Source organism: Sphingobacterium endophyticum (assembly GCF_009733535.1).
GTDB lineage: Bacteria > Bacteroidota > Bacteroidia > Sphingobacteriales > Sphingobacteriaceae > Sphingobacterium > Sphingobacterium endophyticum.
In genome coordinates this window covers 39,126-65,873 of sequence record NZ_SMMI01000019.1, presented here as the reverse complement: position 1 = coordinate 65,873, position 26,748 = coordinate 39,126, and the positions used below count along the sequence as shown (strand labels likewise).

Genomic DNA, 26,748 nt, shown 5'->3' with positions numbered 1-26,748 from the left:
ATTTACCTATATCCCGATAGAAACCCATTTTTATTTTTGGAATTTCTTCACTATAATTCCGAGATCTTGAATCTGGGCACATACATCAAAAGAGCCGGGAATTTCCCAACCAATATTACAATGGGAAATATAGAGATCTTCCCATTGACTATCTTTTAAAAAACCATTCTCCTTGGCTAAAAGGAATGCTTCTTTGATTTCATGGAAAACATCGTATTTCAGAAGCTGACCTTTGGAATCAACTTTAATGGCATTGTTTTCACTTAAAACCTCCTTCATATCAGGCATATAAATGAACTTTGCGGTAGTATTGAAATCCATATTGGCGTATTTAGGTGCAAATTGATGCCTAAAATCATATAAGGATAGTCCAAACCAAAAATAATCCCCAAAACCCGGAGAAGCTTGATTATTATTCTTTATAGAAAGAAACCATTGAAATTGGGCTGAATGCAGGTTTTTATTAAAATTCTTCTTGCTATGATTATTCTTGATCGAAAGGATAGCATAGGTGACTTGCATTTCTACAGATCTTAGATTTGCCAAACCACCTGCTGGATTTTCAATATCCTGCGAAATTAGCAAGTGTGGCCATTTTTGACCTTCTTTTCTCGGATTATCGGGACTAACTTTATTTTTTCCATACTCCGAGGAAGTGTTTAATTTCAATCGCAACAACTTATTGGCTGTATCGATCCGGAACTCATTCCCAAACCTGGTTCTATAAACATCGATGCCCATTTGTTTACTGTAAGCCGCATTTTCAATTTTATTATTATAGTTGTTCCACTGCGCTAATTGCCAAACGGGACCATCATGTTGATTAGAGTCTACTACAATAATTTTTCTTATGGTTAAGGGTAGGTCCGGAATTCCGTCCTCCACCATATATACTGAAAATCCCCTTGAAAAATTTGGATCTTTCAATAGATTGACCTGCGCTGAAGAGTTCAATGCATTCAGAAAGACAATTACCAAAACCCAAAGACTCCTCAAAATAAAGTATTTAAGGTTAAATTTTATTAAAAAACAACCTGACCGGATCAAGCCATTGCACTTGTTACCGTTCAGGTTATTATCCCTCATTTACATAAAAGCATGCTTTATTTAGTGAAGCGAATGGCTCTCAAATTAAAGCCAGAGCGATCTACCACAAACTTTATCTTATGTTTTCCCTCGGTTAGATTGATTTCGACAGGTGTTGTTGGAATATACCTCCAGGAATTCCAGCTTCCATTGTTGGGAGTCAGAATATCTCCGGGAACACGAACACCATCGACTTCAAGATGGAATAAACCATCCTCCATAGCTGATAGCGATGCATCGAACAGGTATTTCCCGGCTTCTTTTACATCCACAGTATATTGATACCAATCCCCAGCACTGATATAGCCAATGTTATTTCCATTGCCTTCAACTTCCACCGGTTTACTTTTGGAATCTCCCTTACTTCTCCGGTAATCGTCATTTCCAACATTATTGCCTTCATCATCATTAAAGGCATATCCTAAACCTCCATAATCAAAATCGGCCGCCATGATTTCCGTTTGTTTTCCAGTCTGCAAAATATGGGATCCGTTGAATGGTGAAGTAAAGGTCACCATAACATTTATTTTTTTAACAATAGGACCTACAGTATATAGGATTGCAGTTTGCCCTTCTCCTACCCCTGTTATTTCGCCCAGTTCATTCACCACTGCAACAGCGCTATTTTCAGTACCCCATACTGCCGCCAGTACATCATTTGCATTATCAGGAACTCGCTGAACAGTGATAATTTTCTTTTCACCTGGAGTCATTTCTAAATCCGTATCGCTCAGCACAATATCCTTCAGACTGATACGAATAACAGAGTAAATTTCTACCTTCTGTCTAATATCGCCAGCTTCCACAATGATATTGGTAAATCCTTCACCGGTGAGCTTAACTTTTCCATCTTGGGAAACAGTAGCAATCTTCTCATCTTCCGAACTCCATTTGAACTGATAGCTACCATCTGTCGGGCTGGCAATTAATTGGACTTCCTCGCCCACAAAACCATTGATGATGGATTTATTTACGTACAATTCCTTGACAACTTCCGTTCGGATAAATTCTTCACAGCCATTTAAACTTAACAACAATACTAGTCCAATGCCATATACTATTAATTTTTTCATTTTTCTAAAATTTAAGTCCATAATAACTGGAAGTATTATTTATTTTCAATTTCATCTTCTTCCTTAAATTCAAGCCTTAACTCTTCTTTCATTTCAACGACCGTGTTTCCTGAGACATAGTTATACCGCAGCAAGAAAGTCTTGTACGTTTTAAAACCATCATCTTCAATTTTGAAGATATTCGGAAAATCAAGATCGCCGTCCACTTGAGTGACTAGGATGTTCTTATAAGGCTTGATGCTGAGTTTGTTGTCAGAACCTACTTCAATTAGAATTGCACCTTGATTGATTACATTGGAATTGGATTCAAAGGCTTCATTACCAGCCATCACCCGTACAGAATTTTTAGTAATGGGATGCATGACCTTATTTCCTGGCATTTCTAATTCCGAGGCTGAACCTTGCTCTCTATATTTCCCACGCATATTATAAATGCTTGTCCCGTCTGATTGAGCATAGTAATTCTTCGTACGGACGCTATACAGGATATAGCTCTTTTTCGGATTTGCTTCATAGGCAGAAAAAGATTGTACACGGAGAGGAATAAAATAAGATGAATCCGGCGATAATCCGTCAGGTCTGATTTTGATTAGTAATCTTCCAGAAATCTCGCCAGAAGGAATACTAAACTTTAAACTGGCAATATCGTACTTATCAGCCGGAAGCGGTCGTACATATTTGGAAACATCGGTATCGAAATTCACCAAATTGAACTGATCGATCAAGGTTTTATCCTCAACCAGACTGATTTCAATATTTTTTTCAATAGGTTCAGTTCCACCCAAGGATGCTGCTATATAACCTAAAGACTCTTCACCTAGCTTATGAAACTTTCGAGAAACATTATCAGATTCACTTATCAAAGCAAATACATTTTTATATTGTTCTTTTTCATAGACTTCATCATCGTTACATGATTGAACTATGGACAAGACTAGGCTCCCAAACAATACCGTTTTCCAAAACCCGGTATTGTATTTATATTCTTTGATGTTTTTTCTTTTCATAATTCAATGGTTTTTAGTTTTCCCAACCTGGATTTTGATCCAAAGAAGGTAGCAATCGAACTTCATTCAATGGAAGCGGAACAAAAGCTAACCTTTTATTCACGATCCTAGCTCCAATTCTCGAGGTATTAGGAATCACCCGGTTGAAGAAAACATCACGAGACCCTTCGATATTCATTCCGCGGATTGGCAGAGATTCAACCTGCTCCATGATTCCCCATCTTCGTACATCATAATATCTTCTATTTTCAAATAAAAATTCAACCATTCTTTCCTTCTCAATCAACCTTTGGATCGCCGCTTTACCTTCAGTTCCAAGAATACCCGGTATTCCAGCACGATAACGAACCGGGTTGAAAGCTTTTCTAATCGCTTCCGGATCACGGCTGATGTTATATTGCTTTCCATCCAGCTCGACCGTATGCGAACCATTGATATTGTTCAATGCTTCTGCATAGGAAAGTAATATTTCAGCATAGCGAATAATTGGAAATGCCTTATCCATCCTACGCGCATTGGTTCCACCCCATGCATCCGTTGGATGGATGAATTTTTTCAGAACATAACCTGTAATTGGAAAGTCCACCGGACTACTAACAGAACCTTTACCATTCGGTGAATCAAAATAATATTCAATGGTTTGGTTGTAATAGCCTGAAGAAGTTGAGGAGGACATGGTCCAATAACTTCCAGAAAAACCAACACTTGCATAGAATCTAGGTTCTCGATTATTATACATATTGCTCACATTGGCATTCAAGCGATAGCCTGAGAATACTTTGGTCGTATTGGTAAAGCCCGATTCGGTATATGGATAATTGCTGCTCGAGTTAGAGATCTCCCGACCATCGACCATGGAATAAGCATCAATGACTTTTTGAGTGACTGAGGTACCATTCCATCCATCCAATTTTTGTGGGAAGGACATTCTGGTTTCGTCAACCAAGGCTCCACTTCTACGGGCCCATACATACTCAGCATTCACTGGAACGACAGATTCACCGTTGAACATCTCAGAATAGGAACGATAATGATCAATTCCTGCAGCTCCATTTGGCCATTGCTGATAGTAGTTCGGATCCGAAGTCACGCCTTCTGGCAATTCCGGAGTTTCTGAATCTGCAGGAACCACATGCAACCTGAACATACCGCTTTCGCCCAGATCAATTATACGCTTGGCAGCCGCAGCAGCCAAAGCCCAGCGTTTTTCATCATAGATCTGGGAAACATAGTTCACCTTATCTGTCGATCTTTTCCAAGTACCGAAATAGGCCCTTGCACTTTCACCGCCATTGAACAATGGACTTGCATGGATTAACCTTACCCTCGCAACCAGACCATAAGCTGCTGATTTAGTAGGCAATCCAAACTCAACCAAAGGAACTGAATTAGGTAGAAACTTTGCAGCTTCCTCCAATTCATTACAGATATATTCTACTGCCTCATCGTAGGTAGCACGCGGACGATCATAGTTTGAAAGCTGGGCATTCGATTCAATGATTTCGTCACCCAATAGTATTGGTGGACCAAAATCAATTAAGATATTGTAATAAGCATAAGCACGGATAAATCTTGCATATCCCAAGATCTTAAAACGGTTTTCAGTCTTTAGGTCCTTAGCCTCGTCAATTCGGTTGAAAATGGTATTACATTTACGTATGATTTTATAATAATTGCCCCATTGATTCAGAGAGTATAAGCTAGTGGCCGTAATCTCGCCCAATACAAATCGCATTCCACTATAACCACTTGAGGTTAAGAAGGAAGTAAAACCTTCGTCAGTTGCAAATGGCCCCGGAGTATGAGAGTTGTTTTGTAACCTTCCTTCGTCAGGAAAAAGGTTCGCTGTTCCCCAAAGGTAGGCTTCCACGTATCTTGCTTGCGAAAAAACCGTATCGAGTTTCAGCTCATCACTGAAATAATCATCCACACTTAGAAACTTCTTACATGAGGATGTAGAAACGACTATCAAAATCAGGACTACCGTAAATGATTTTATATGTTTAAAGAAAGTATTCATGGTTTCACAAATTAAAGGTTTAGATACATTTGAAAGATAAAGGACGTTGGAATCGGATACACCTCCCCATTTCTATAAGCAAGTTCCGGATCAAAAATTTTGACTTTATCCCAAATAACTAAATTATTGGCTACGACTTGAAAGTCAACAGAAGCGATTTTTATGCGTTGCAAGAAAGGCGCTCGTAAATTATAATTTAAGTTAACCTCTTGCAGCCTTAGATATCGCGCATCTCCTCTCCAGAAATCTGACAGCTGTGAATTATTTGTGTTATTTCCATAGGTCAATCTTGGATAACGGGCATTAGGATTTTCAGCCAGGGATGGATCGATACCATTTACCAGTGCATACTCCATGGGGATCCATCTGTTGGCAGGATCACTTGCTAGATTCAGCACATTTCCGTTAACACCGTTGAAGAAAGGAACATAACCGGTTCCTATTCCATTTCCAGAATAGAAGAAATCCGTTTGGCCAGTACCCTTAAATAATACACCAAGGGTAAACTTTTTATAATTGAACTCCCCACCGAATCCATACATTAACAAGGGAAAGGTGCTATGCGTCAATGGAACCTGATCATCAGAATTGATTACCCCATCACCGTTGACATCCCTGTATTTGATATCCCCTGGTTGTACTTTTCCAAATTGGGCAGGCGAATTATTGACGTCATCCCAATCTTTAAATAGTCCCAAGGATTGATATCCTCTAATTGAACCGTACGGATAGCCTGACACTTCCTGATAAGGATATTTAGGATTTGCTTCTTCCCAGTTCTGGACATTATTTTTGGAATAGGTAAAGTTACCTCGAATGGTAAAGCTCATATCATCATTAATGGTATATTTATAGGAACCACTGCCATCAGCACCAATACTCTTCATTCGACCTACGTTCCCATAAGGCATGGTCGTCAGACCCGCGTAATCAGGAACCTGAACTCTTTGCATAAATATGCCATTTCTTTGGTCATTGAATACATCGACAATAAAGCTTAGCTTATCGTTAAATAAATTCAATTCCATACCAATATTGGCTTTTTCAGCTTTTTCCCATTGCAAATTATCCGCTCCGATAACCGATTCATTTACGGCATCCAATAATGCGGAAGATCCCCAAGGGCTAGCTATATAGCTATTTACCATGGTTAAATATGGAAAACGGCGGTCATTGGTAATACGATCATTACCAACTGTTCCAAAAGATCCTCTAAATTTCAGGAAGCTAATCCAAGGAAGGTGATCTTTAACGAATTTATAATTTGAGGGCACCCATCCAGCGGCAACAGAAGGGAAAAATCCATATTGCTTTCCTGGCTGAAAATTTTCAGAACCCGTATAACCAAAGTTAAAATCCACCATATAGGTATCCCGATAGCCATAGGTAACCCTACTGGAAACCCCTTGATAGCGAATTGGAATTGCACTTAGGTTGTTTATTCCTTTGTTTGCCTCTTTTTGATCACTCAAATAATAATAGACAAGGGCGGATGTCCGGTGATCATCATTAATTTTCCGTTCATAATTCAAGGTACTTTCAAAATGATATTTACGGAATTGGTTGGTTGCTTTTGTATAGGAAATCGCTTGTGCAGGCGATCTTTCGATGGTAATCAATTCCCCTTGCTGATCTCTGCCTACTGCTTGGAATAATGCTGGAGAAATCAATCTAGACTCATTGAACCAACTCACGATATCATAAGCTCCTTGGCCTCTAATTTTCAGGCCTGGTAGCAGAAAATCCAACTTTTGGTCCAATGCTAATGTAAATTTGCCACGAAATTCTTGGTCAGATTTTCTTCCCATATGGTTGATCATCACCAATGGAGAACGCAGGGATCCAGTCGTGGATGTGGCCGGCAACTTTCCATCCGAATAAACCAAAGGAATTAACAAGGGATTCAAGTTGGATTGAGCATACCAGATATAATCTGTAGAAGCTACACCAGGTGAGTTTCGCGAAGAAAGAAATCCATCGGTACCAAAGTATAAGGTCGAAGTTGGAGAAAGTTCAAGATCAATATTGGTTCTATAGTTATAGGTTTTATAACCTGCATTTGAAGCATAAACACTGGAATCATCAAATTTGTAGGCAGCCGTTTCATCGCTCATCCCTAAACTCAAGAAATAACGAGCTACTTGCGCACCACCACGTGCACTAGCATAAAAACTATTTCTGTAGGCATTATTCCGAAGGACCTGATCTTGCCAACTAACATCTGGATACATATCTCTATCCAAGCCATCTTTTATGATATCAAGTTCCACTCCTGAATAAATAGGTGTTTCACCTCTGACTTCACGGGCCTCATTTGCCAACCTTGCATAATCATAAGCTCTTAAATAATCCGGTAAACGAGGCAAGAAGTTTGCCGAAGCATTTACCCTTCCGGTAATGCTCAATTTCCCTGCCTGCCCCCTTTTGGTCGTAATCAAAACCACCCCATTTGCTCCTCTCACCCCATATACTGCGGTTGCAGAGGCATCCTTCAGGATGGAAAAGCTTTCAATATCTGCCGGGTCGATGGAATTAATATTCCCTTCCAATCCGTCAATCAAAACCAGGGCACTCGAATTGGCACCAAAAGTTCCAATCCCTCTTACCCAGAATTCTGAAATATTTTTTCCGGGTTCACCACTGCCCTGCAAGGAGATCACTCCGGCAGCCCTTCCGCCCAAAAGATTGGCAATAGAAACCACTGGTGTTTGCAGGGACTTCACATCCACACTCGTAACGGCAGCGACATTGGAAATTTTCCGTTGCTGACCCAATCCCACAACAACAACTTCGTCTATCTCTTCGGCCTTTTCGTTGAATTGTATGGTTAAATCTGATTTTGCTTCAGTCACCAGGTACTCAATATCTTTGAAACCGACATGTTTAAACACTAACATATCACCACGGGAGGCTTTTATGGTGAATTTACCATCTTCCAGGGATGAGGTACCAATACTGATTTTATCGCGCAGATAAATCGTAACGGCCGGAATCGGATTACCTAAATTATCCAATACCGTCCCACTTATATTATAACTTTCTTGGCTATATGCCGACAAAACTGAGAATGATAGAATTACCATCCACAGAGAAAGGATTTTAATTTTCATAATGAAGAATTTAGGCTTTTAATTAATGGATAGTTTTCTAACACGATTATTATTAAAATCAGCTACATAAACTGACCCATCGGAACTAATTCCTATTCCAGTAGGGTTATTGAACAGGGCATCTTCTTTACCTCCGTCTCTCCAGCCAGCAGTTCCGGGCATTCCAAGAACAGTTTCAACCAATCCTTCTGAATTAATTCTACGGATACAATGGTTTCCGCTATCAGCGATATACATATTCCCGTCGGCATCGGTGAAAATCTGCTCGGGGTTTCTAAATTGGGCGACTTCCAGCTTTCCGTCCCGATGTCCACCTGCAGTGGATCCGGACAATTTTTTAAATGTTGTCGAAGGTTTGGTCACGTCGATGCTGCAAATACTATTGGCATTGACCCCAGAGTTCCCAAAAAAAGAAATATAAAGAATATTCGGGTTATTAGGACTAAAGGTTAGGCCGTAGCTATCTCCTTGTTCGGTTTTAAAGATGGTTTCGACCTCATAAGTTCGAGGATTGATCTTTACGATATGGCCATAATAATAGCGTGTGTAGATAAATCCGTCGGACGGATTTACAACCATGGAATGCTTCCATCCATTATCGGGTCGGTCACCGGAGGCCGGCCATTTCATTTCTCTAATCCTTGGTCCCCAGAATTCTTTTGGGTCTAATGAATAATAAGAACCCACCGTGGTCTCCGTTGGGAAACTGATGATCCCGGTAAGTGGATCTGCTGCCGGTACGTTGGCAATTACATTTCTGGCCACCGTAATCAATTCATTTTTCTCCTCATCAATTCTGGCTACATGATATTGGTCCGCCACCCGATTAATGATAAAGATATTATCATCTTTATCAACACATAAATACCTTGGTGCAACGATGGACTGGGTGAGGTCGCCATCGCGATAAGTATCGCGACTTCCATTACCCGCTAGGGTTGTTACCGTTACTGAAGTTTTGTAAAAGAAATCTTTATTATAGGCGATGGAGTCATCGCCGATGGCAACAGAGATCTTACAGGTATCACCAGGAAGTCGGGGAGCCAAGACATACATCCTACTGCCGGTTGATCCGACTACTGCAGCTTTTTTACCGTTGAACCAAACCCGAATTTGCGAGGGGTCTGTTCCAAAATTATCACCGGTAATCATTACTTTTTCCAGGTATTTTCCTGAATCGGGGTAAACGAGATCAACTTTGATTGGTTTTGATGCATCGTATGGGACATTGATGCCATCTTCGGCTTTTTCATCTTTACAAGAGCTTGAAAGAATCAATAATGCGAAAGCAAAAGCACCTAAAAAATGGCCAATACGCATCATCGAGAGATTGATACTGAACATAATTTTCGTTTAAGTAAATGGTTAGTTTTTATTCTATAAATTAGCGTAAGCTATTTATTCTTTTTAGTTTTAAAGGTTTAATAATTGGTATTCGTTGATTAATAATTTTCAATTGAGATTGTTATGACAATATAATTAGATAGTTATAGATTGGCATCCTGCACTATCCTGCATAAAGGACCATCATTCACATAAGTTAAATAAATTTTTATTCTAGACGGTATGCAGTATGGAACTCCATGACAAATTTCTTCCATAACCTCCTTTCCTCAAACGGGAAAAGTTCTTTTGGACCGTTACCGTCAGCAAAAGGTCCTGATAATCTAGATTCTGGTGGTCTTGGAAGATCACGGATTATTCTTGACACATATAAATAGCCTTTTTCTTGCTACGGTCACTGTTATTTCTTCCGATATGGAAAGCCTGGTCTAGCCCTTTAGATAAAAGAGGCTGAACAACTGGATTTTGTCGGTCTAGTGATCCAAAAAGAATCTCCCCCAAGAATCAAACGGCAATAGATCCGCCTGAATCTGCCTTCCAATAGTCTCTGCCTCTGCACCCCGGTCCCGATGAATCTATACTGAGGTAAAAAAGGCAATTTGATCTAAAACCCTTAGAATTAAAAGCCAACGAAAAGTACAGGTCTGATTGATGATCATCTCAAAGTCAGATGATTTAAAGAGGTTTGAATTTTCGTTCTCGCCACATATTTCCCTATTATGCCCGTCTTTGAACATATCATCAATCCATTTCTTAGGTAAGGGGTCGCTGCACCGCATGTTTTTGGGTAAATCGACTTTACCCCATGTGGTTTCTCATCGCGGAGTTGTGAATAGGCGAATTTTCGAAATCTTTTGGCATCTTTTAAAGACAAAAGCAAACGGTACAAACCATTTGCCTTTGTCATTGTATTTAGGCATGCTATCTTGTTGTGTAGCCACCATTTGCAAAAATGGTCTGACCCGTTATCCACCATCCATCAGTTACCAAAAACTCAACTAATGGCGCTATGTCTCGAATGTCGGTTAAACCGCCCAGAGCTGAAGCCGATCTGTGATAAGCAACCGCTTCTTCACTCTCCTGTCCGTAGAAAAAGGGGGTATCCATTGGCCCTGGAGCAACCGCCGTCACAGAAATTCCGCGATCACCAAATTCTTTAGAAGCTGCCCTCGTAAAATGTTCCACAGGAGCCTTCATGCCTTCGTAAGTAGAATAGAAACCGGTGTATGCTGCCAATAATGAAGTCACTATTGTGCAGATCTTTCCGTTATCACGGAGTTTTTTTCCCGCTTCCTGAATAAAAAAGTAAGCCACTTTCGAATTGACCTTGCTCATGCTGTCGTATTCACCTTCTGTGGTATCCACAAAGGGCTTCTTCAAAACTTTGCCAACGGTATTGATAGCAATATCAATGCCTCCAAATTTTGCAACAGCTTCATCAAACAGTCTGGTTAAGTTAGCTACATTAGTAAGATCTCCCTGTACCAAAATAGCTTCTGCGCCTGCAGCTTGCACATCTGCCAAAGTTTTCTCAGCTTCAGCTTTTGTACTATCGCTATTATAATGAATAACCAGTCTGGCGCCTTTGGCAGCAAAATCACGGCTCAACAAGCCGCCTAAATTTTTACCGCCGCCAGCGATTAATACTACTTTTCCGTTTACATCGTTGCGTGCCATAATTATTTTTTTTGTTTCAACAAAGTTCTGTAAAACAAACAGTTCCATTATGGTGAGCTTTACGGAAATTTTAATTTATCATTTATTTTTAGTCATTCGTTTTCTGAAGCTACCCGGTGTTTCCCCAGTCCATTTTTTAAAAAACTTGGAAAAATTTGAAGGATCATAAGTGAGCTTAATCGAAATCATTGCGATTGATGAATCGGTTGTAATCAACAGTTCTTTTGCTTTGTCGATTATTTTAGCATCGTAAAAATGACAGGGATGGTTGCCTTCCTGTTTTTGGATTGTGTCGGTAAGATGATTGTGGGATACGGCCAGCTCCCGAGCGATTTCATTCAGCTTGAGGAAATCAGGCACTCGGCCAGTGACGACATCGTCAATGTGCTGTTCTAAAAAGTCGAAATATTGATTGGTTATTTCTATGCTGCGCTTTACTTTTATATTCTCTTTAGTCCCCATTTCAGATATCCAGTTTGTTGGCATATAAAGATCGAAAAACTATATGTAAAAAAATGGTGAACTTTACCGATTGACCCTAGCCAAAATAATCTATGTGCTGGAAGCGTTTCCTTCCAAGCGAACTGGAAATTTTGGGATTTTAATTTTATTAAAATTTTTCTTAAATTCGATAACATTCATTAAACCAAGTGAACCATGAAAAAAATCCTCTCCATCCTGTCGATGACTTCTATTGCATTGACAGTCTCCTTAAACGCACATTCACAGGACACAAATACGGACATCCATACCATCACAATAGGTGTTCCCGAGGTAGCAATCGTCGATATCGAACCACTGGCAAGTAAGAATATCACTCTGGGTTTTACCGCCCCTACCGAAGCAGGACTTCCGATAGTTGCCGACGCAGCCAACAACTCACTCTGGCTGAACTATTCGTCGATAAAATCGGCGACAGATGCCACCAGAAACGTCTCGGTAAGACTTTCAGCGGCCATTCCGGGAATCGACATCCAACTCACAGCAGCTGAGGCTTCGGGTCTCGGTGGCGGAACTCTGGGGATCCCATCAGCACAGCTGACCCTCAGTTCAGCTGATCAGACTGTAATTTCGGGAATTGGCAGCGCGTATACTGGGGATGGGGCAAATAACGGCCATAACCTGACCTATGTCCTTGCACCTACGTCCACCACTGGTGGGTATGCGGACCTAGAGGCCACTGCATCCACGGTCACTACCGTAACCTATACGATCTCGGACAACTAGTACTGAACCCCCTTTAAAATTAACAATAGGGCAACTTCCCATTTGGGAAAGATTGCCCCTTTTGGCATACCATCGAACTTAACAAATAATGAAAAGAAACGTTCTTCTCTTAATGCTGGTTTCTTTATTTGCGACCCAACTCCATGCGGGCATTGTCATTCTCAATGGCCTAACACACATTTACAGAACCGAAAAGGGAAATGTATATAGAGGAATGATCGAGGTACAGAATACCAGTACGGGACCACAGACCGTCAAAATATACCTTCAGGACCTATCATATAAGCATGACGGCAATATATACTACTCACCACCTTCAACAAACCCAAAGTCAAATGCAGGATGGATCAAGATCAACAGCAATCTCCTAAACCTAAAGGACCGGGAAAAGGCTGAAATTCACTATGAAATCACCGTGCCCGACAGTATCAATACCGAAGGCAGCTACTGGAGCACTATTATTGTAGAACCTGTCGATGAGATAATACCCAATAAAAATACTTCGGGACTTCAGATCTCCTCCATTGTCAGGTATGCCGTACAGCTCATAACCAATTATTCTGCCGACGGCCTAAAGCCAAAGTTGGTTTTCGAGAAGATCGACCTGGATGGTTCAGGGGCTTACCCCCGTCTTATGGTCGCTTTGGCCAATGAGGGTCCCATTTATTGTAGACCCACGGTCTCGATCGAACTTTATGATACCAAAAGCGGGAAGAAGATCGCTCACATTTCCAGTCAGGCAATGGGCCTACTTCCCAACACTTCGAAGACCTATCCGATCCTGGTAGAAGGAGCGCCTCCAGGCAGATACAGGGCTGTACTGTATGCAGCTGACCAGGATCATAACGTTTTTTCGGTCCAAGCTGAACTAGAAATTTAGGATGAAAGTGACCTGGGCACTATTTCTTCTTGCAATCTATTCTCTTACTGTGCCTGTCCTAGCACAGAACAGGAGTCTGGACGAAAACATTAGTGCCCACTCTCCCGGAGATGCAAGGTCCGTTTCTTTCATGGTTCACAATCCGACCGATCAAATCAGAACCTTCTTAACTTCGGTCCAGACTTCCGATAGCCTAATCGTCTCCCTGCTCAAGGAAGAAAGGATAACTTTACCACCAAACGACAGTGTCATGCTGATAATACCCCTTCTCATTCACCCCAAAGCATCTCCCGGTGAGAAGACTGTATCCATTTCAACATTGGACCCCCAGGTTGGACGTTCCTTGACCTATACTTCAAAGATCCGGGTCTCCAGAGTGAGCGGGATCACTATGACCGCATTGAATTGCAAAGTATTCGCAAAGGCAGGCGAAACCGTCAGCACTACCGTCCTGATCAAAAACGTAGGCAATTCCCAAGAGCAGCTCTTCTTATCCAGCCGAAGTAAAATTCAGCCACCAGAGACCGGTTTACTACTCAATGCGGGTGAAGAAATGACAGTTGTCATTTCCCATCAAACGGATCCGGGAGAAGGAAGGATCCTTTCCTACAACCTTGATCTCTCCGTGAGGACTGCAGATCCTGATGCCCATCCCTATATATTTAGCGAAATGGTGACGGTTATCCCGGTCAAGGCAAAACAGGAGGATATCTACCTACGGTTTCCGATAACAGCATCCATCTCGTTTCTCGGGATGAAAAATCAAGGCAAGATGGAGAACGGCTTTCAAGGAGAGATCTATGGCAGGGGAACCTTGGGTAAGATGGGAAAGGATGAACTTGAGTTCCGTGCCATTACCAAGAACCCTATCCAATTCAGTTCTTTCTCTCAGTATGAAGAATACTTTATGAACTACAGCCGAAAGAACCTTTACGTGCATTTGGGGGACAAGGTATTCTCTTCCTCCTTTCTGACGGAATTCGCCAGATACGGACGAGGCGCGGAAATCAGGGTTGATATGGGAAAGCTGTCTATCGGAGGTTTCTACAATAGGCCAAGATTCTTTAGGGAAATAGATAGCGAGTTAAATCTACTAACTACATTAAAAGTGGATTCCAACACAAAATTCACCGCAGGATACCTGTATAAGCAGCCCCTGAATGGATCTGATCGCCAAGGATCCCCCTACTATCCATTTCCATATTCTTCACATCTGCCTTATTTAATCGGCCAGACCAGGATGTTCGGGCTTCTTGACGTCCATGGTGAATTCTCACTCAGCAAGAGCGGTAACGAAATTGGGAGGGGGTACAGGATAGAGGCTAAGGGAGACTTTTCAAATTTCCATGCTAATTTTGCCTTCATGCATTCCAGTCCCCGATTTGCAGGATACTTTACAAATACGACAATGGTCAACGGAAATTTTCGTTACGCTTTTCTAAAAAGGTTGGAATTGCTGGGGAATATTAATCGGGATGCAAGGAACTTTCAACGCGATACGCTCCTCTTCGCTGCGCCCTATAGGAACAGCATGCAATATGGGCTGAACTATCGCTATCACCCCACGGGTAACATTTTGATTTTCAATGGATATCAGCGATATTTGGACCGCTTCACTCCCCAACAGTTCAATTATGAGGAGATATTCTTTAGAATTTCCCTAAATCAAAAGATCGCAGACCTCCAGGTCGACCTGGAGGCTCAGCTTGGAAACACCAACAACCTTATCGCAGGTTTTTCCGGTAGATCGAACTACTATACGGCAAACTTCAGCATCGACAGGTTCAATACGCTGTTCAGCATGTTCGGAAGCTTTGCCAAAACCTCGAGATATCAGGAGATGGACCAGGGACAATTCTTTTACGGAGGAAGGATCATTAGTCGGCTTTCGCCCAAAAGTTCACTGAGTGCATTTTTTCAGAACAACTTTATGCCGGAAGAATATTATAGGGATAGGAATCAATTTGAACTTAGCTTTAGACAAAAGGTAAGCTCTGTCCATTCATTTCAGCTGTCGGGAAGATACTTATTGCAGCGCGGCAGTTTGGGGCAGAGAGACTTTATTCTATCATTGCGCTATACGATGCAGTTGGGGCTCCCCGTTCGTAAGGTTGCCTCTTACAGCAGCCTCAGCGGAAATGTCCGGAACCTAGGGGTAGAAAGTACACAGGGCATCAGGTTGAAGCTTGGCAGCAACGTCTCTTTGACCGACGAATTTGGCAATTACACGTTCAAGAATATCCCTCCTGGAGACTACATGCTGGAGGTCGACAGGTCAGCGATGTCCTTGGAGGATATTACGGACGTCCCTATCCCGATTCAGCTGAAGATAGAAAAGGATGGAGGAAATTCCTTCAATTTTGGGATAACCAAAGCCTCCCGAATTACCGGAAAGGTCAGCCTCACCCAACAAAGGGAAGAAAAGGACAGCACTGAAGGCCCGATAGTCGGAAAGAAACCTCAAAAAAATAGTCTGATAATCGAAATCACCAACGGTTCTCAGATTTACAGGAAAAAATGCGATATAGGTTCGGAATTCGACTTTACCTATCTGAGACCTGGAAAATGGACGCTCAGGGTCTACCTGGGAAATCTCGAAAAGCAATATCAGTTGGCGAAGGATATCTTTGAGATGGAACTCAAACCGGGTGAGGAGAAAGAACTTGGGATAATTGTCTCAAAGAGGCAATTTGAGATCCATCAGCAAAAGCAAACCATAAAAATCAGTTATAAGGGGGAGGTAAAATGAGTTATACAAGGGCAATTTTGATCGTTTGGACCCTGTGCATACCAATAGCTGCAAGATGTCAGACATCGGGAGCCTCAAATACGACGATTACTCTACCTTCAATTGCTTTGATTGACGTAGAGCCAAAGGGAAATATCACCATGAGCTTTCTGCCCCCTACCGATGCGGGCAATCCGATCTCACCCCCTCAGGCAGATATGTCCAAATGGCTGAACTATACTTCGGCCGTGGCATCAGGAGGTAACAGCAGAAGTATCTCCGCTTCGATAAACCAAGCGGTTCCGGGAGTAGACTTAATGATTCTTACTGAAACGGCAACTTCCGGTGGAGGCAACCTTGGGGTACCTGTGGGCCAGGTTCTACTGGGAACGACCCCTGTGGTAATAGTGAGCGGAATTCGTGGAGCATACACAGGGAACGGGAAGAACAATGGGCATCGGCTCCGATTTAACCTTTCGACCAACAATTATTCGGATCTGGGAAATATTTCTAACACGAACATAATAATTAGCTTCACAATAATTGAATGATGAATTACAGCGCTATCGGAATAAGTTCTTATTTAAAACCCCTACTGTTGCTTGTTCTACTCTTACTTGGAACGCGGGCAAATGGTCAGAGGACAATAACCGTTGTCGGTTCCAGCTGGAATGTGAACCCTGAACCGATTACGGAGGCAGGCTTAAATTATATCGGCACCTATGAAAGCGCATCGGACCAGCTACTTTTGACAGCCCGGGTACCCCTATTATTGACAAGCGGAAGGGTATCGGTAAGGTATGAGCCATTTCCCACTTGGAACAATGCCCTGAACCTTTCGGTAAGGAGGACTGGAAACGGTACAACGACCTGCCTATTGTGCACCATTAACGGAGGCACAGCCTATCAACCGATTACCACCACCGATACCGAACTGTTTAACATACAGGCGGTCCTGGCGCTGGCAGCTTTCAACAATATTCCGATTCAATTAAGGTTAAATGGGGTATCCGTTACACTCCCAACAGGAAATTATCAGTCGAGGGTCATTTTCACAATTGGGCCAAATTAGGATGCGGATTGCAATGATTTAAAAAATGAAACCATTAAAAAAAACTAGGTCTGGGCATACAGTCCTTTCTAAAACCTTCATCAGGATATTTACTTTGGCATTTTCTCATTCCCTGGTCGAGTATTTCAGGAATCAGGATTCTAAATTAACCGGTTCGATAAAACTAACGCATTTAGGAAATGGTAGTTCCTGTTTTGTGCGTTTAATTTTGAAAAGCAACCTAAGAGCTTCTCAGAGGTTAATTTTTTGCTGTGATAAGATATCCCTGGATTTTAAGGGTCCCGAATATTGACGTATTCGACACTCGAGGTATAGGCAATGATCTCGGGATCTGACAGTTTATCTACTTTGCCATTGTGATAAGAGGGTCTTCTACTATTACTAGAATTCCAGCTGTACACTAAGATACTTTTGATTCCAGACAACTACCTATATTAAGTAAACGATCAATCTTTACTGACTCAATTTTGATTGACCGGCGCTAAAAAACAGATAAACCTATATCTACTCTAGGTTGCAATACATTCTTATCTTTTCGGGTTTCTACCAAAACATACATTGGGTGATTTTATATAAATATTTCATTCCGCTAGACAGATTGAGCGTTCAAGAACTACTTTACCTTTTTCCACGAAAGAATGCTGCGCACCAGATATAGATGTCCGAATAAGTCAATAATGCGCATTAAGCTCTAATACCTTTTCCTCCTGCTACTAAGTAACTTAGCAAACTTGTACTCTTTGGAAGGGGCATTAGTCCAGGAAAAATCGAATGACCGATTTTGGAAGTTCAATATGGTCAGCCCCACCGTTTCGAGCCATGTACATCAGTGGGAGATGAACCAGAATTTTCACTGTAACCTCCCGTATGAAAATACCTCAATATAGGTATTTTTCTTTTTTTTGACATGCGTTAATTTTGAACCCATCAAACCATCTCAACAATGAAGAATCTGTACCTCGTATTTTTGATCCTCTTTATCTGCATGACGGCCTCGTGCGAAAAATCTGCTGAGAAGGAACCTCCCAAATCAGGAGCGAAGGAACTGCTAAGCATCACCTTCTTTAAGATCAACAATTCAATCCTGGAAGAAGATATCATGGCTTCAAAGTCTGGATCCACCTTCAAGGCCAATTTTTCCCAGGGAAAAATCCTAAGGAACCTCTCGGCTGTACTGAATATCTCTAAGGGTGCCAAGTTGATATATAAGCAAACAGAGTACGATACCCAGGACGGTGAGGTTACGGTCCATGGTGATTTTACTGCCAAGGTTGAGTTTTCAGTGGTTGCTGAGGACGGAACACAGGCAAAATATAGCCTTACCTCAGTATCTGAACCCTTTTCTTCAGAAAAATCAATTCTCAGCTTTGTCGTTCGATCTCAAGAGAACCATTCTATCGGAAAGGATCTTGTCGGTACCATAAGCGGCAATACCATCAGGTTGACGGTACCATCCGGAACTGAGTCAAGCTTAAAGGCTGAAATAAAGATTTCCCAAGACGCCAAGATCTTCGACGGTGAAAACAAGGCCGTGGAAAGCAGCATCCCCTATCCTTTTTCAAGCGTTTATCAGGCAGACGGAAATGAGGTTAGGTCCAAGATCAAGATTGAGGCTCAGGATAAGTCCTTTCAGGAATACCAAGTAATCGTGAACACCGAGAAAGGGAAACCTACCGATACCTTTGAACATTCTGGTCCAACAAAGCTCTCTTCGATATTCTTCAAAACCGGAATGGAGGCAGAAATAGCCTACTTTACCTCTCCTATCTATATTACCTTCCAATATGATGCACAGGGAAGAATTAAGAAGATAAGATACTACCTATATTTGGATAAGGACGGTAAAAATTATTATTCCTATGTGGGGGCAGACATCTACACCTACAAAACCTCTTCCGTAGATATTAAAAAACTATCCATATTCTATGACTTTCAGGATTATGGCAACCTGACCTCCGAATTGGGAACCAACGGATATCCAAAGAATCTTCGATATCTATCCTCTACTGAGGGCAATACGTTTTATTCGAATTTCCATTACAATTCCGCTGGCAACCTAATCCGGCAAGAAGGAAAGGGATCAATGTTTGATGCGGGCAGTGTGTTTGAGGATCTTACGGGTGTTCCTTTTGATGTTAAATATGAGTATAAAAATGGTAATTTGGTCAAATCGGGCACCTCAATCTATTCATATTTTACGGACAGGGAATCAAATGATGGATGGGCTCAGGGCTTGGTCGCATTGGGAACGGACGCAAGGAATGGCATATATTATGTCCATATGGGAAAAACCAGTAAGAACCTACTTAAACAGATCTATGACTCAGAAGATGATACCTCCATCGATTTTTCCTATAAGTTCGACGGTAACAACAGGGTGAATGAGATGCGAGTGACCACAACCTTAAATGATCATTGGGGAACGGCTGAGAAACCTGCAATTGTGGAATTCAATTATCCAAAATAAAGAAATTTGGTTAATTCTATTCTTAAGGATATGATCACCGTATCAATTTCATGGATTCTTCTGTAATATTCACAATTATGGAACTATATCTGGCAAGTTAGAAGAAAGAAAAACAATGAAGAACAAAAACTGCACTGAAACTTGTTTCAGTGCAGTTTTCGCTTTTAAACTTCCCATCTTTTTACCTAAAAAAACACTCATACAACGGATTTTCTTGAGATATAAAAAATTCCAGATTAACATCAATAAAATTCTATGCTTTAGGGCAATTGTAAGAACATCAATTTAAGTTAATGTATGCTTGATGATCGAAAGGCAATAGAACAGCTTATCCTTAGATGAGGGTTCGTCTTAGCCTCACCACTCGGCAGCACGAACAAGCCTTTTCCCGAATTCGGAAATCCGATCTCGGTCACATCGCCCCCCCACCACAAGGTTCCATGATTTCACCCAGAGCGGATCCCCCGGATTGCAGCCATAAACTTGGAGCGCAGAAAGTATTTGCTTTCCATTTTAAAAATAGGGATTTACCCCTGCTGTCATACGGACCTTGGTTTTTTCAGATAAGTAGTAGTCCTGATTTCGTATTTTCTCAGAACCTTAGCACTTGCTCCTCTTTGGAAAACTTCTGATATTTCCCGGAATAACCAAATTGAATGTGCCCCCCTTATGAAGAAATGACTTTCAGATAGATTAATGGATTTAAACTCTTGGGATTATTTTTAATAAAGTATATTTATAATAAAATAACGGGTATAAATATTAAATTTAATAGAATTAATAAAACTGTAATATGAGGACATTTTTTCTGTTTCATATCCTGTATCTTTTCATCATCAGCGGCAGCTACGCACAGTTGAAATATTCCAACGATATCATTAAGACCGGAGCAGAGCAAACTGAGAAGTATATCCATAGATTGGAGGGGAAGAAAGTGGCTTTGGTGGCAAATCAAACAAGTATCATCGGGGAAACACATTTGTTGGACAGTTTACTCAATAGAGGAATTAAAGTGACCAAGGTATTTGGCCCAGAGCATGGATTTCGGGGAAATGCAAGTAACGGTACAGAAGTGACCGATGAAAGAGACTCTAAGACCGGCATTGAAATAGTATCGTTGTATGGCAAAAAAAAGAGCCCTACTCAGGAAGATCTAAAAGACATTGACATTATCATCTTTGATATCCAAGATGTAGGGTGTCGATTTTATACCAATATTAATTCACTTAGAGACGTCATGGAGTCTTGTGCAAGATATGGGAAGGAACTATTGATTTTGGACCGGCCTAATCCAAATGCATATTTTATTGACGGCCCTATCCTAGATATGAACTATAGATCTGGAATCGGTCAGTTTCCGATACCTGCTGTGCATGGATTAACGGTTGCTGAATTTGCTCAGATGGTCAATGGCGAGGGCTGGATGGAAGATAATTTGAAATGTAAAATTTCAATAGTTAAAAATGCCAACTACACGCATGACCTAATGTACAAATTGCCTGTAAATCCGTCCCCCAATTTGAATACACCAGAAAGTATTTTGTTGTATCCTTCTACATGCCTATTTGAAGGGGTATCCCTAAACCATGGCAGAGGCACCGAATTTCCATTTAAAAGAATTGGAGGTCCAATGTTGAAAGGAAGATATAGGTTCTCTTTTACCCCTATATCTATTAAGGGCATGAGTGAAAATCCTTTGTATAAGGGTGAAGTTTGTTTTGGAATCGATTTGATAAATTACGATTTGGAAAAGTTAGTCCAATCCAGACAAATCAACCTATCATGGATGAAAGAACTTTATGCTGCCCATCCCGACAAAAAGAAATTCTTTGACAGAAGCCTACATGAGCAAATTGGCAATATAGATTTTCTTGCAGGTACTCCAGAATTTAAGAATCAAATTCAAGAGGGGTGGACGGAGGAAGAAATTCGGGAATCATGGAAGCCTGGCCTTGAGAAATATAAAAGGATGCGCGAGAAATACCTAATCTATAAGGATCGGTAAATACGACCAAATACCTGACGTTCAAGCTGTAAAATAGATCAAGAGAATTAGGAAATGATATTCCTTTACCATGTAATCCGAATATGCAATACCCAGATTCCGGGTACCCTATACATAAGTTATTTTTAAATAGAAATTTTTCCTATAAAAAGCAGTCAGCATCCGAGGTAAAGGGCAAACGCTCTATCACTTCAAGCTCGCTCTATGCAATCATTTGCTTGATTGCGGTGAGAATCTTCATCAAATTACTATTTGTATTAATCCACCAGGCCGGTGGCTATTGAAAAGCTTCGAAAATTTTTAATTCTGGGTAGGATCCTTAGGTTAGCCAATGGATTAGATTATGAACTCATTATTCATCTTATCAAAAGAAATTCATTGGTATCAGCATATCCCATAATGATGTGATGGCTTGGTCAGAATGTCAAGGGGAAGCATTTTTAAATAGTGACAGTATAAATCAGGGGCAAAAATTTGGAAAACTATTCTAAAATTGCAGCCTTATAAACATCTGAAATTATAATAAGGCCAATCAACAATAATAGGGACAAAGGTTTATCGATAATTTTTAAAATCATTTTAATTATAGTTCGGTGTCCAATTAATATAATATAAATTATTTGATCCAACAAATGACTGTAAAACAAACATAGATTATTGAATTCACAATGCTTGACAGTAATCGAATAACCAGGAAAAAGGCTGGCAATCGCCTCCCCTATTCTATAATACTTCCTATAATGTTGGTGCTGTCCCAAAAAAAATGTTTAGTCCGGAAATGCTACAAAGAACTACCAATGGATTTTATGAATCGGCTTCTTTACCGATTGGCAATTTAAATTAATCCAAATTGATAATTATTAAGGAATGGGATAAGGAATGCACCGGTAAAGAAGTTAAAGGAATCAATAATAAACAAGACCACCTTGGGGTTTGGCTGTCGAATGTCATAACCTAAACTTTTCTGTTTGAAAGGAGAATGAACCAATTATTCTTTACAAATGTACATGTACGGTGTGAACTATCTTTTAAGGTGATTTAATTAAATGATTAAGATTAAAAAAGACCATCTTTTTAGGGATAGTCTTTAAAAATAATTAGTTTGTGTGTTTATCTCTTAAGATCCTAACAACGCTCCAATGGTTGTTAGCTCCTTTGACTGCTGTGACATTGAATGTGGTTTCGAACGCTTTCAATGTAAATTCTATCAGGTCATTGGAATAGTCAGCTGTTATCCTTTCGAGTTCATCCTGTGCAGAAATCCTTAATACATCTTTTTGATATGAATTTAAATATTCCATAGGGTTAATTATTTATATGCGCGTTTTCTTAAACTATCTTAAAAAAGACCACCCGAAATCAGATGGTCCTTAGGGTTTGATGATGAGTATAAAGAGAATCAAATATAGTTATTTAAAACTATTCTAAATAAAACGCATTGAAACAAATTTGTTATATCCACTTTCAGCTTATCCCTAATCATAAAAATCGATACAAAACTTTAATTCTATCCATTTTTGTCAGCACACTCTTTTCTGCAGTTTTCATTTTTTACTCCTTACCTTAAAGTGAATGTTCTCATATTCGAATTTTCCTGTCCTTATTTCCTAGGGACCTCAATATTATTTTTACCGGACTGAATAGAAGCCCTAACTATTGGGCTTTATTTATTTTTCACTATATTTAAGTTCTACAACCACTATAGTATAATTTGTTATGTAAGCTAACCCAACGGAATCGACACCGTTGGGTTTTTTGATTTTGGTATTTGGCACTTTCTTACTATGGATCATAATTTATGGGATTAAGAAACATTTGTTCTTACTCAAATATTACCCTATATAGAAAGATTTTATTTTCAGGTAAAGGGTAAATAACGCACCAACTCTGTCCATTGTAGCATTGCTGTACACCGCTAAGCTGTAGATCTTGCTCGGGCAGCCAATTACCTTCTGTAATTTTACCAAAAAGGTTGCTCCGGCCCAAGTTAAGGTAGGTATACGTTATCGTGGAACGGAATCGATTTAGGTTCAGAATGCCAACAATACTTCATTGCCGTAAACCCCTCAAAACCATCGACCCCTGATCGTTCCGGTGGACAGCCAGTTCTGACTAGCATAGCCGTAATTAGTGATAATTAATAAAATAGATGCATGTTCAGTCCAGGAAAATCTCCGAGTCAGGTACCTTTATTTAAATTTGAAAGTAATTCAGTCAAATTCTTTTACATATTAGTGGATAATCACCGGTCAGAATGAAGAGGGCTCCGAAAAAGTCGCCGTGAATAATAATAGCCTCCAAAAACCAGGGTTAAAGCGAAGGACTGAGCCCATTGAGAATCGCTTATTTGGAAATAAAATATGGTGAATGCTTAGATATGCAAAGGATAAGTTTTAGGAACGTAAAAACACATTGGACATTTTTTAATTAATCGCTTTTAAATCGTCTCCGGAATGTCTAAGGTTCCCTTTGAGAAAAACTTTATGCAATACACCGTTATCATTTCTTTCAGAAGGGCACTAATTATTCAGATTTATACCCATAGCTCACAATATCCCTAATTCTTAGAGCACTCGAATCCTGACAATGGTTAATTCAGTATATTTTTTTAGTATAAGGAAATACCTTATCTATACACTTAGAATAGAATATTAAATATATAAATGCAGAAGAGCATAGGCTGACTCAAATCCCATTGAACAGGCTTTACTGGCATGCGAAATCGAGTTAAACTATGTGTTAATTGTAAGACCAAAGCTTAATGATGGGGACTCGTCCATCGATATTAATTGAAGATCCCTTGTTTCCATGTTTTTATTAATTATAAGTGAAAAACGCCTATAGTTGCTTCCGCTGAATAATTAAATGCGTGTGCAATTTTTAAGGTATTTAATGGCCTTAATATTTATTGCCCGCCCCCCTGTCGGGCATCGATATGAATCATGATTTGCATCAATAATAAAAATGGTCAGATAAATAGAGGTCATTTTCCATCGTCTCTCTTCCGCTTACATTTTCCCATTACCATAATTCCGATACCCAATGCAGGAAGGTCCTTTAAAATGAAAAAGTCCGTAACTATGACCCCATCCTTTATTCTCCAAATATCGGGGGTTGTAAACAAAAAGCTCAAGGTGAATATAAAAGTGATCACAGTAAACATTCCAGCTAAAAAACCAATTTTACGATTCCAAAAAGATGCAATCAAACCCAGTGCCGTAATAATCTCTATTGCGCCTATCAGGTTAGAAACAGCTTGCAGAGAAAATACTTCATATAAAACGCCCATTATAAAATGATGACGAACCAAGGGTTCAATTGCATTTGCCTCAGTGGGGGTGAATTTGAATGCCCCGATCCAAAGTAGTATAACAGCTAATCCCAATACACTCAGTTTATATCCTGTTTTTTCTAATTGATAATTCATTATTTGGTTTTTTTTTGATAAAAATTCTATCCCCATTCCTTATTGGGAATGGTTTTGGTGGACTGTCTATTTTTCTCCCGCTCCACCTGAAACATGAAGCCTTAAATTCATTATAACGTTATAAAGATCACTCCGGCAACAGCCATCAGTAATTCAGAGGACATTCGTTCTTTAAAATCAGGTTCAATAAATTCAAATCGAATCTCTCCCTTCTTGTTCAGGATAAATACCGAGGGTACGGGAAGCAGCATATCACTATTTTTCCCACCTGTTGTTTCAGGCAAGAGTTTGTGGTAGACGGTCGGTGCCTTAAATACGATACCCATGGCTTTAGACAGCGCAAGGTCGGCATCCGAGAGTAACCTATACGTCAAATTACCCTTTTCGATACTGGCCTTAAGGTTCTCCGGCTTATCTGTACTTACCGCAATAATCTGGTAGCCCAATCCAATTATCTCCTTCTCGATTTCCTGCAGACCGGACAGTTGTTGATTGCAGTAGGGACACCAGCCTCCTCTGTAAAAAATCAATATGGTAGGTTTTTCAGAGAAGAGTTTTTCCATTTGAACCGATTTTCCAGCAGCATCAGTCAAAATCATCGCAGGTATCCTTTCGCCGATCAGCAAGGGGCTGATGTCCTCTGCCCTTTCGGGATAAACCTGCATTCCCTCACTATGCTGTGAATACGCTGAATTGGAAATAAAGATGAATAAGCCAATGACAATAATTAATATTTTTCTCATTTTTAATTGTTTTAATATCGTTACAACTGATTCCTAAAGGAAGAAATATTCTCTCCGGAATGTTTCTTAAAAAACCGGCTGAAATGCGCCGGACTGATAAACCCAAGAATATAGGCTATCTCTTTGGCCGATTTGTCAGTATAGTTCAGGTACCTTTTGGCTTCCAGAATGATCCTCTTTTGTATGAGGCTGGAGGGAGAAGGAAATTTAAGTAATGCAAAGACATTCGAGAGGGTCTTGGGCGACCTGTTGAGCGCTCCAGCATAGAAACGGACCTCATGCTCTGCTCTAAAATTACATTCCAGGAGCAGGTTGAATTTTCTGACCAGGTCCAGCTTTTCATCGGTGAGCAGATAGCTGTCCGTTGCCTGCTTTCTTGCCAGGCGGGTAACACTGATAATAACGCGCTTGAGGAGCGTTCGAAGCATTTCGCTCTGCATCCGGTCCCTGACCTGCATATCCGTCTCACAGAATCGCTGAGTCTGGTTTATCTCTTCAATGTCCTGACGCGAAAGGCGGATAAACATCGGATTGTTGATCCCGTAAAAGAGAAAACCGACGCAACCGACCTCTGCATCGTGGTCAACGATACAATAGAATTCACGGTTGAACTGCCAGGCAATCAGTCGATCCGGACGTTCGAACCTGAAATTCTGGTTGGCCATCAGCGGGAGTACCGTATTCTTGGGAAAAGTATACCGTACTTCATCAATCATTGCCTCCTGGTCACCCTGAAAATTGAATACAATGGAATTGATTGTACTCTCGTGCAAAATCCCTGCGTTTGTAAGCATCCCCTGATCGTTACCGACCAGGAAGGCTTCATTGCTCTTTTCATTCAAGTATTCTAATTTCATCCTCCGTTTTTCCTATAAATGTACT

The 26,748-nt window shown here is 40.5% G+C and carries 20 protein-coding genes; 7 read left to right on the top strand and 13 right to left on the bottom strand.

The annotated features are described in order from the left end of the window. Positions 1 to 30: 30 nt before the first annotated feature. The 9 genes from E0Y80_RS18070 to E0Y80_RS18030 form a co-directional block, all read right to left on the bottom strand. Positions 31 to 996, bottom strand: coding sequence for a hypothetical protein (locus tag E0Y80_RS18070; RefSeq protein ID WP_156309078.1), 966 nt, complete (start codon positions 994 to 996; stop codon positions 31 to 33). A 107-nt stretch (positions 997 to 1,103) separates the two neighbouring features. Continuing rightward, the gene (locus E0Y80_RS18065) at positions 1,104 to 2,159 is read right to left on the bottom strand and encodes a carbohydrate-binding protein (protein WP_197091667.1); all 1,056 of its coding nucleotides are present in this window, start codon (positions 2,157 to 2,159) and stop codon (positions 1,104 to 1,106) included. Between the two features lie 35 nt (positions 2,160 to 2,194). Continuing rightward, positions 2,195 to 3,166: a BT_3044 domain-containing protein gene (locus E0Y80_RS18060; protein ID WP_156309076.1), complete on the bottom strand. Its 972-nt coding sequence runs from the start codon at positions 3,164 to 3,166 to the stop codon at positions 2,195 to 2,197. A gap of 13 nt (positions 3,167 to 3,179) precedes the next feature. Continuing rightward, positions 3,180 to 5,186 carry a RagB/SusD family nutrient uptake outer membrane protein gene (locus E0Y80_RS18055; RefSeq protein WP_156309075.1) on the bottom strand — a complete coding sequence of 669 codons (2,007 nt, stop codon included), beginning with the start codon at positions 5,184 to 5,186 and terminating at the stop codon, positions 3,180 to 3,182. Positions 5,187 to 5,197: 11 nt separating this feature from the next. Then, positions 5,198 to 8,296, bottom strand: coding sequence for a SusC/RagA family TonB-linked outer membrane protein (locus E0Y80_RS18050; RefSeq protein ID WP_156309074.1), 3,099 nt, complete (start codon positions 8,294 to 8,296; stop codon positions 5,198 to 5,200). Between the two features lie 18 nt (positions 8,297 to 8,314). Then, positions 8,315 to 9,640 carry an IPT/TIG domain-containing protein gene (locus E0Y80_RS18045; RefSeq protein ID WP_197091672.1) on the bottom strand — a complete coding sequence of 442 codons (1,326 nt, stop codon included), beginning with the start codon at positions 9,638 to 9,640 and terminating at the stop codon, positions 8,315 to 8,317. A 208-nt stretch (positions 9,641 to 9,848) separates the two neighbouring features. Further along, on the bottom strand, positions 9,849 to 10,007 hold the full coding sequence (locus E0Y80_RS18040) for a hypothetical protein (protein ID WP_156309073.1): 159 nt from the start codon (positions 10,005 to 10,007) through the stop codon (positions 9,849 to 9,851). A gap of 554 nt (positions 10,008 to 10,561) precedes the next feature. After that, positions 10,562 to 11,365, bottom strand: coding sequence for an SDR family oxidoreductase (locus tag E0Y80_RS18035; RefSeq protein WP_231596096.1), 804 nt, complete (start codon positions 11,363 to 11,365; stop codon positions 10,562 to 10,564). A gap of 30 nt (positions 11,366 to 11,395) precedes the next feature. After that, positions 11,396 to 11,803, bottom strand: coding sequence for a helix-turn-helix domain-containing protein (locus E0Y80_RS18030; RefSeq protein WP_231596095.1), 408 nt, complete (start codon positions 11,801 to 11,803; stop codon positions 11,396 to 11,398). 171 nt (positions 11,804 to 11,974) lie between these two features. On the opposite strand from E0Y80_RS18030, the gene E0Y80_RS18025 reads away from it, so the two are divergent. The 7 genes from E0Y80_RS18025 (at position 11,975) to E0Y80_RS17995 (ending at position 21,696) form a co-directional block, all read left to right on the top strand. Further along, positions 11,975 to 12,544, top strand: a complete 570-nt coding sequence (locus E0Y80_RS18025; RefSeq protein WP_156309072.1) for a hypothetical protein — start codon at positions 11,975 to 11,977, stop codon at positions 12,542 to 12,544. Positions 12,545 to 12,632: 88 nt separating this feature from the next. Further along, positions 12,633 to 13,424 carry a WxL protein host-binding domain-containing protein gene (locus tag E0Y80_RS18020; protein WP_156309071.1) on the top strand — a complete coding sequence of 264 codons (792 nt, stop codon included), beginning with the start codon at positions 12,633 to 12,635 and terminating at the stop codon, positions 13,422 to 13,424. A gap of 1 nt (position 13,425) precedes the next feature. After that, complete coding sequence (locus E0Y80_RS18015; RefSeq protein ID WP_156309070.1) at positions 13,426 to 16,173, top strand: hypothetical protein; 2,748 nt, start codon at positions 13,426 to 13,428, stop codon at positions 16,171 to 16,173. A 140-nt stretch (positions 16,174 to 16,313) separates the two neighbouring features. Then, the gene (locus E0Y80_RS18010) at positions 16,314 to 16,703 is read left to right on the top strand and encodes a hypothetical protein (RefSeq protein ID WP_197091666.1); all 390 of its coding nucleotides are present in this window, start codon (positions 16,314 to 16,316) and stop codon (positions 16,701 to 16,703) included. Beyond that, a complete protein-coding gene (locus tag E0Y80_RS18005) occupies positions 16,700 to 17,224 on the top strand; it encodes a hypothetical protein (protein WP_197091665.1) in 525 nt (174 codons plus the stop codon). Before E0Y80_RS18010 ends, E0Y80_RS18005 begins: the two co-directional genes overlap by 4 nt. Positions 17,225 to 18,167: 943 nt before the next feature. Beyond that, entirely contained in the window at positions 18,168 to 19,691 is a 1,524-nt protein-coding gene (locus tag E0Y80_RS18000; protein ID WP_156309068.1) for a hypothetical protein, read from the top strand. A gap of 793 nt (positions 19,692 to 20,484) precedes the next feature. Further along, positions 20,485 to 21,696, top strand: a complete 1,212-nt coding sequence (locus E0Y80_RS17995) for an exo-beta-N-acetylmuramidase NamZ family protein (protein ID WP_156309067.1) — start codon at positions 20,485 to 20,487, stop codon at positions 21,694 to 21,696. A 1,097-nt stretch (positions 21,697 to 22,793) separates the two neighbouring features. Here E0Y80_RS17995 and E0Y80_RS17990 read toward each other — a convergent pair. The 4 genes from E0Y80_RS17990 to E0Y80_RS17975 form a co-directional block, all read right to left on the bottom strand. Continuing rightward, a complete protein-coding gene (locus E0Y80_RS17990) occupies positions 22,794 to 22,997 on the bottom strand; it encodes a hypothetical protein (RefSeq protein WP_156309066.1) in 204 nt (67 codons plus the stop codon). A 1,682-nt stretch (positions 22,998 to 24,679) separates the two neighbouring features. After that, positions 24,680 to 25,123 carry a DUF417 family protein gene (locus tag E0Y80_RS17985; RefSeq protein ID WP_156309065.1) on the bottom strand — a complete coding sequence of 148 codons (444 nt, stop codon included), beginning with the start codon at positions 25,121 to 25,123 and terminating at the stop codon, positions 24,680 to 24,682. Positions 25,124 to 25,233: 110 nt separating this feature from the next. Next, on the bottom strand, positions 25,234 to 25,866 hold the full coding sequence (locus E0Y80_RS17980) for a peroxiredoxin-like family protein (protein WP_156309064.1): 633 nt from the start codon (positions 25,864 to 25,866) through the stop codon (positions 25,234 to 25,236). Between the two features lie 20 nt (positions 25,867 to 25,886). After that, positions 25,887 to 26,723, bottom strand: a complete 837-nt coding sequence (locus E0Y80_RS17975; protein ID WP_156309063.1) for an AraC family transcriptional regulator — start codon at positions 26,721 to 26,723, stop codon at positions 25,887 to 25,889. Positions 26,724 to 26,748 lie beyond the last annotated feature (25 nt).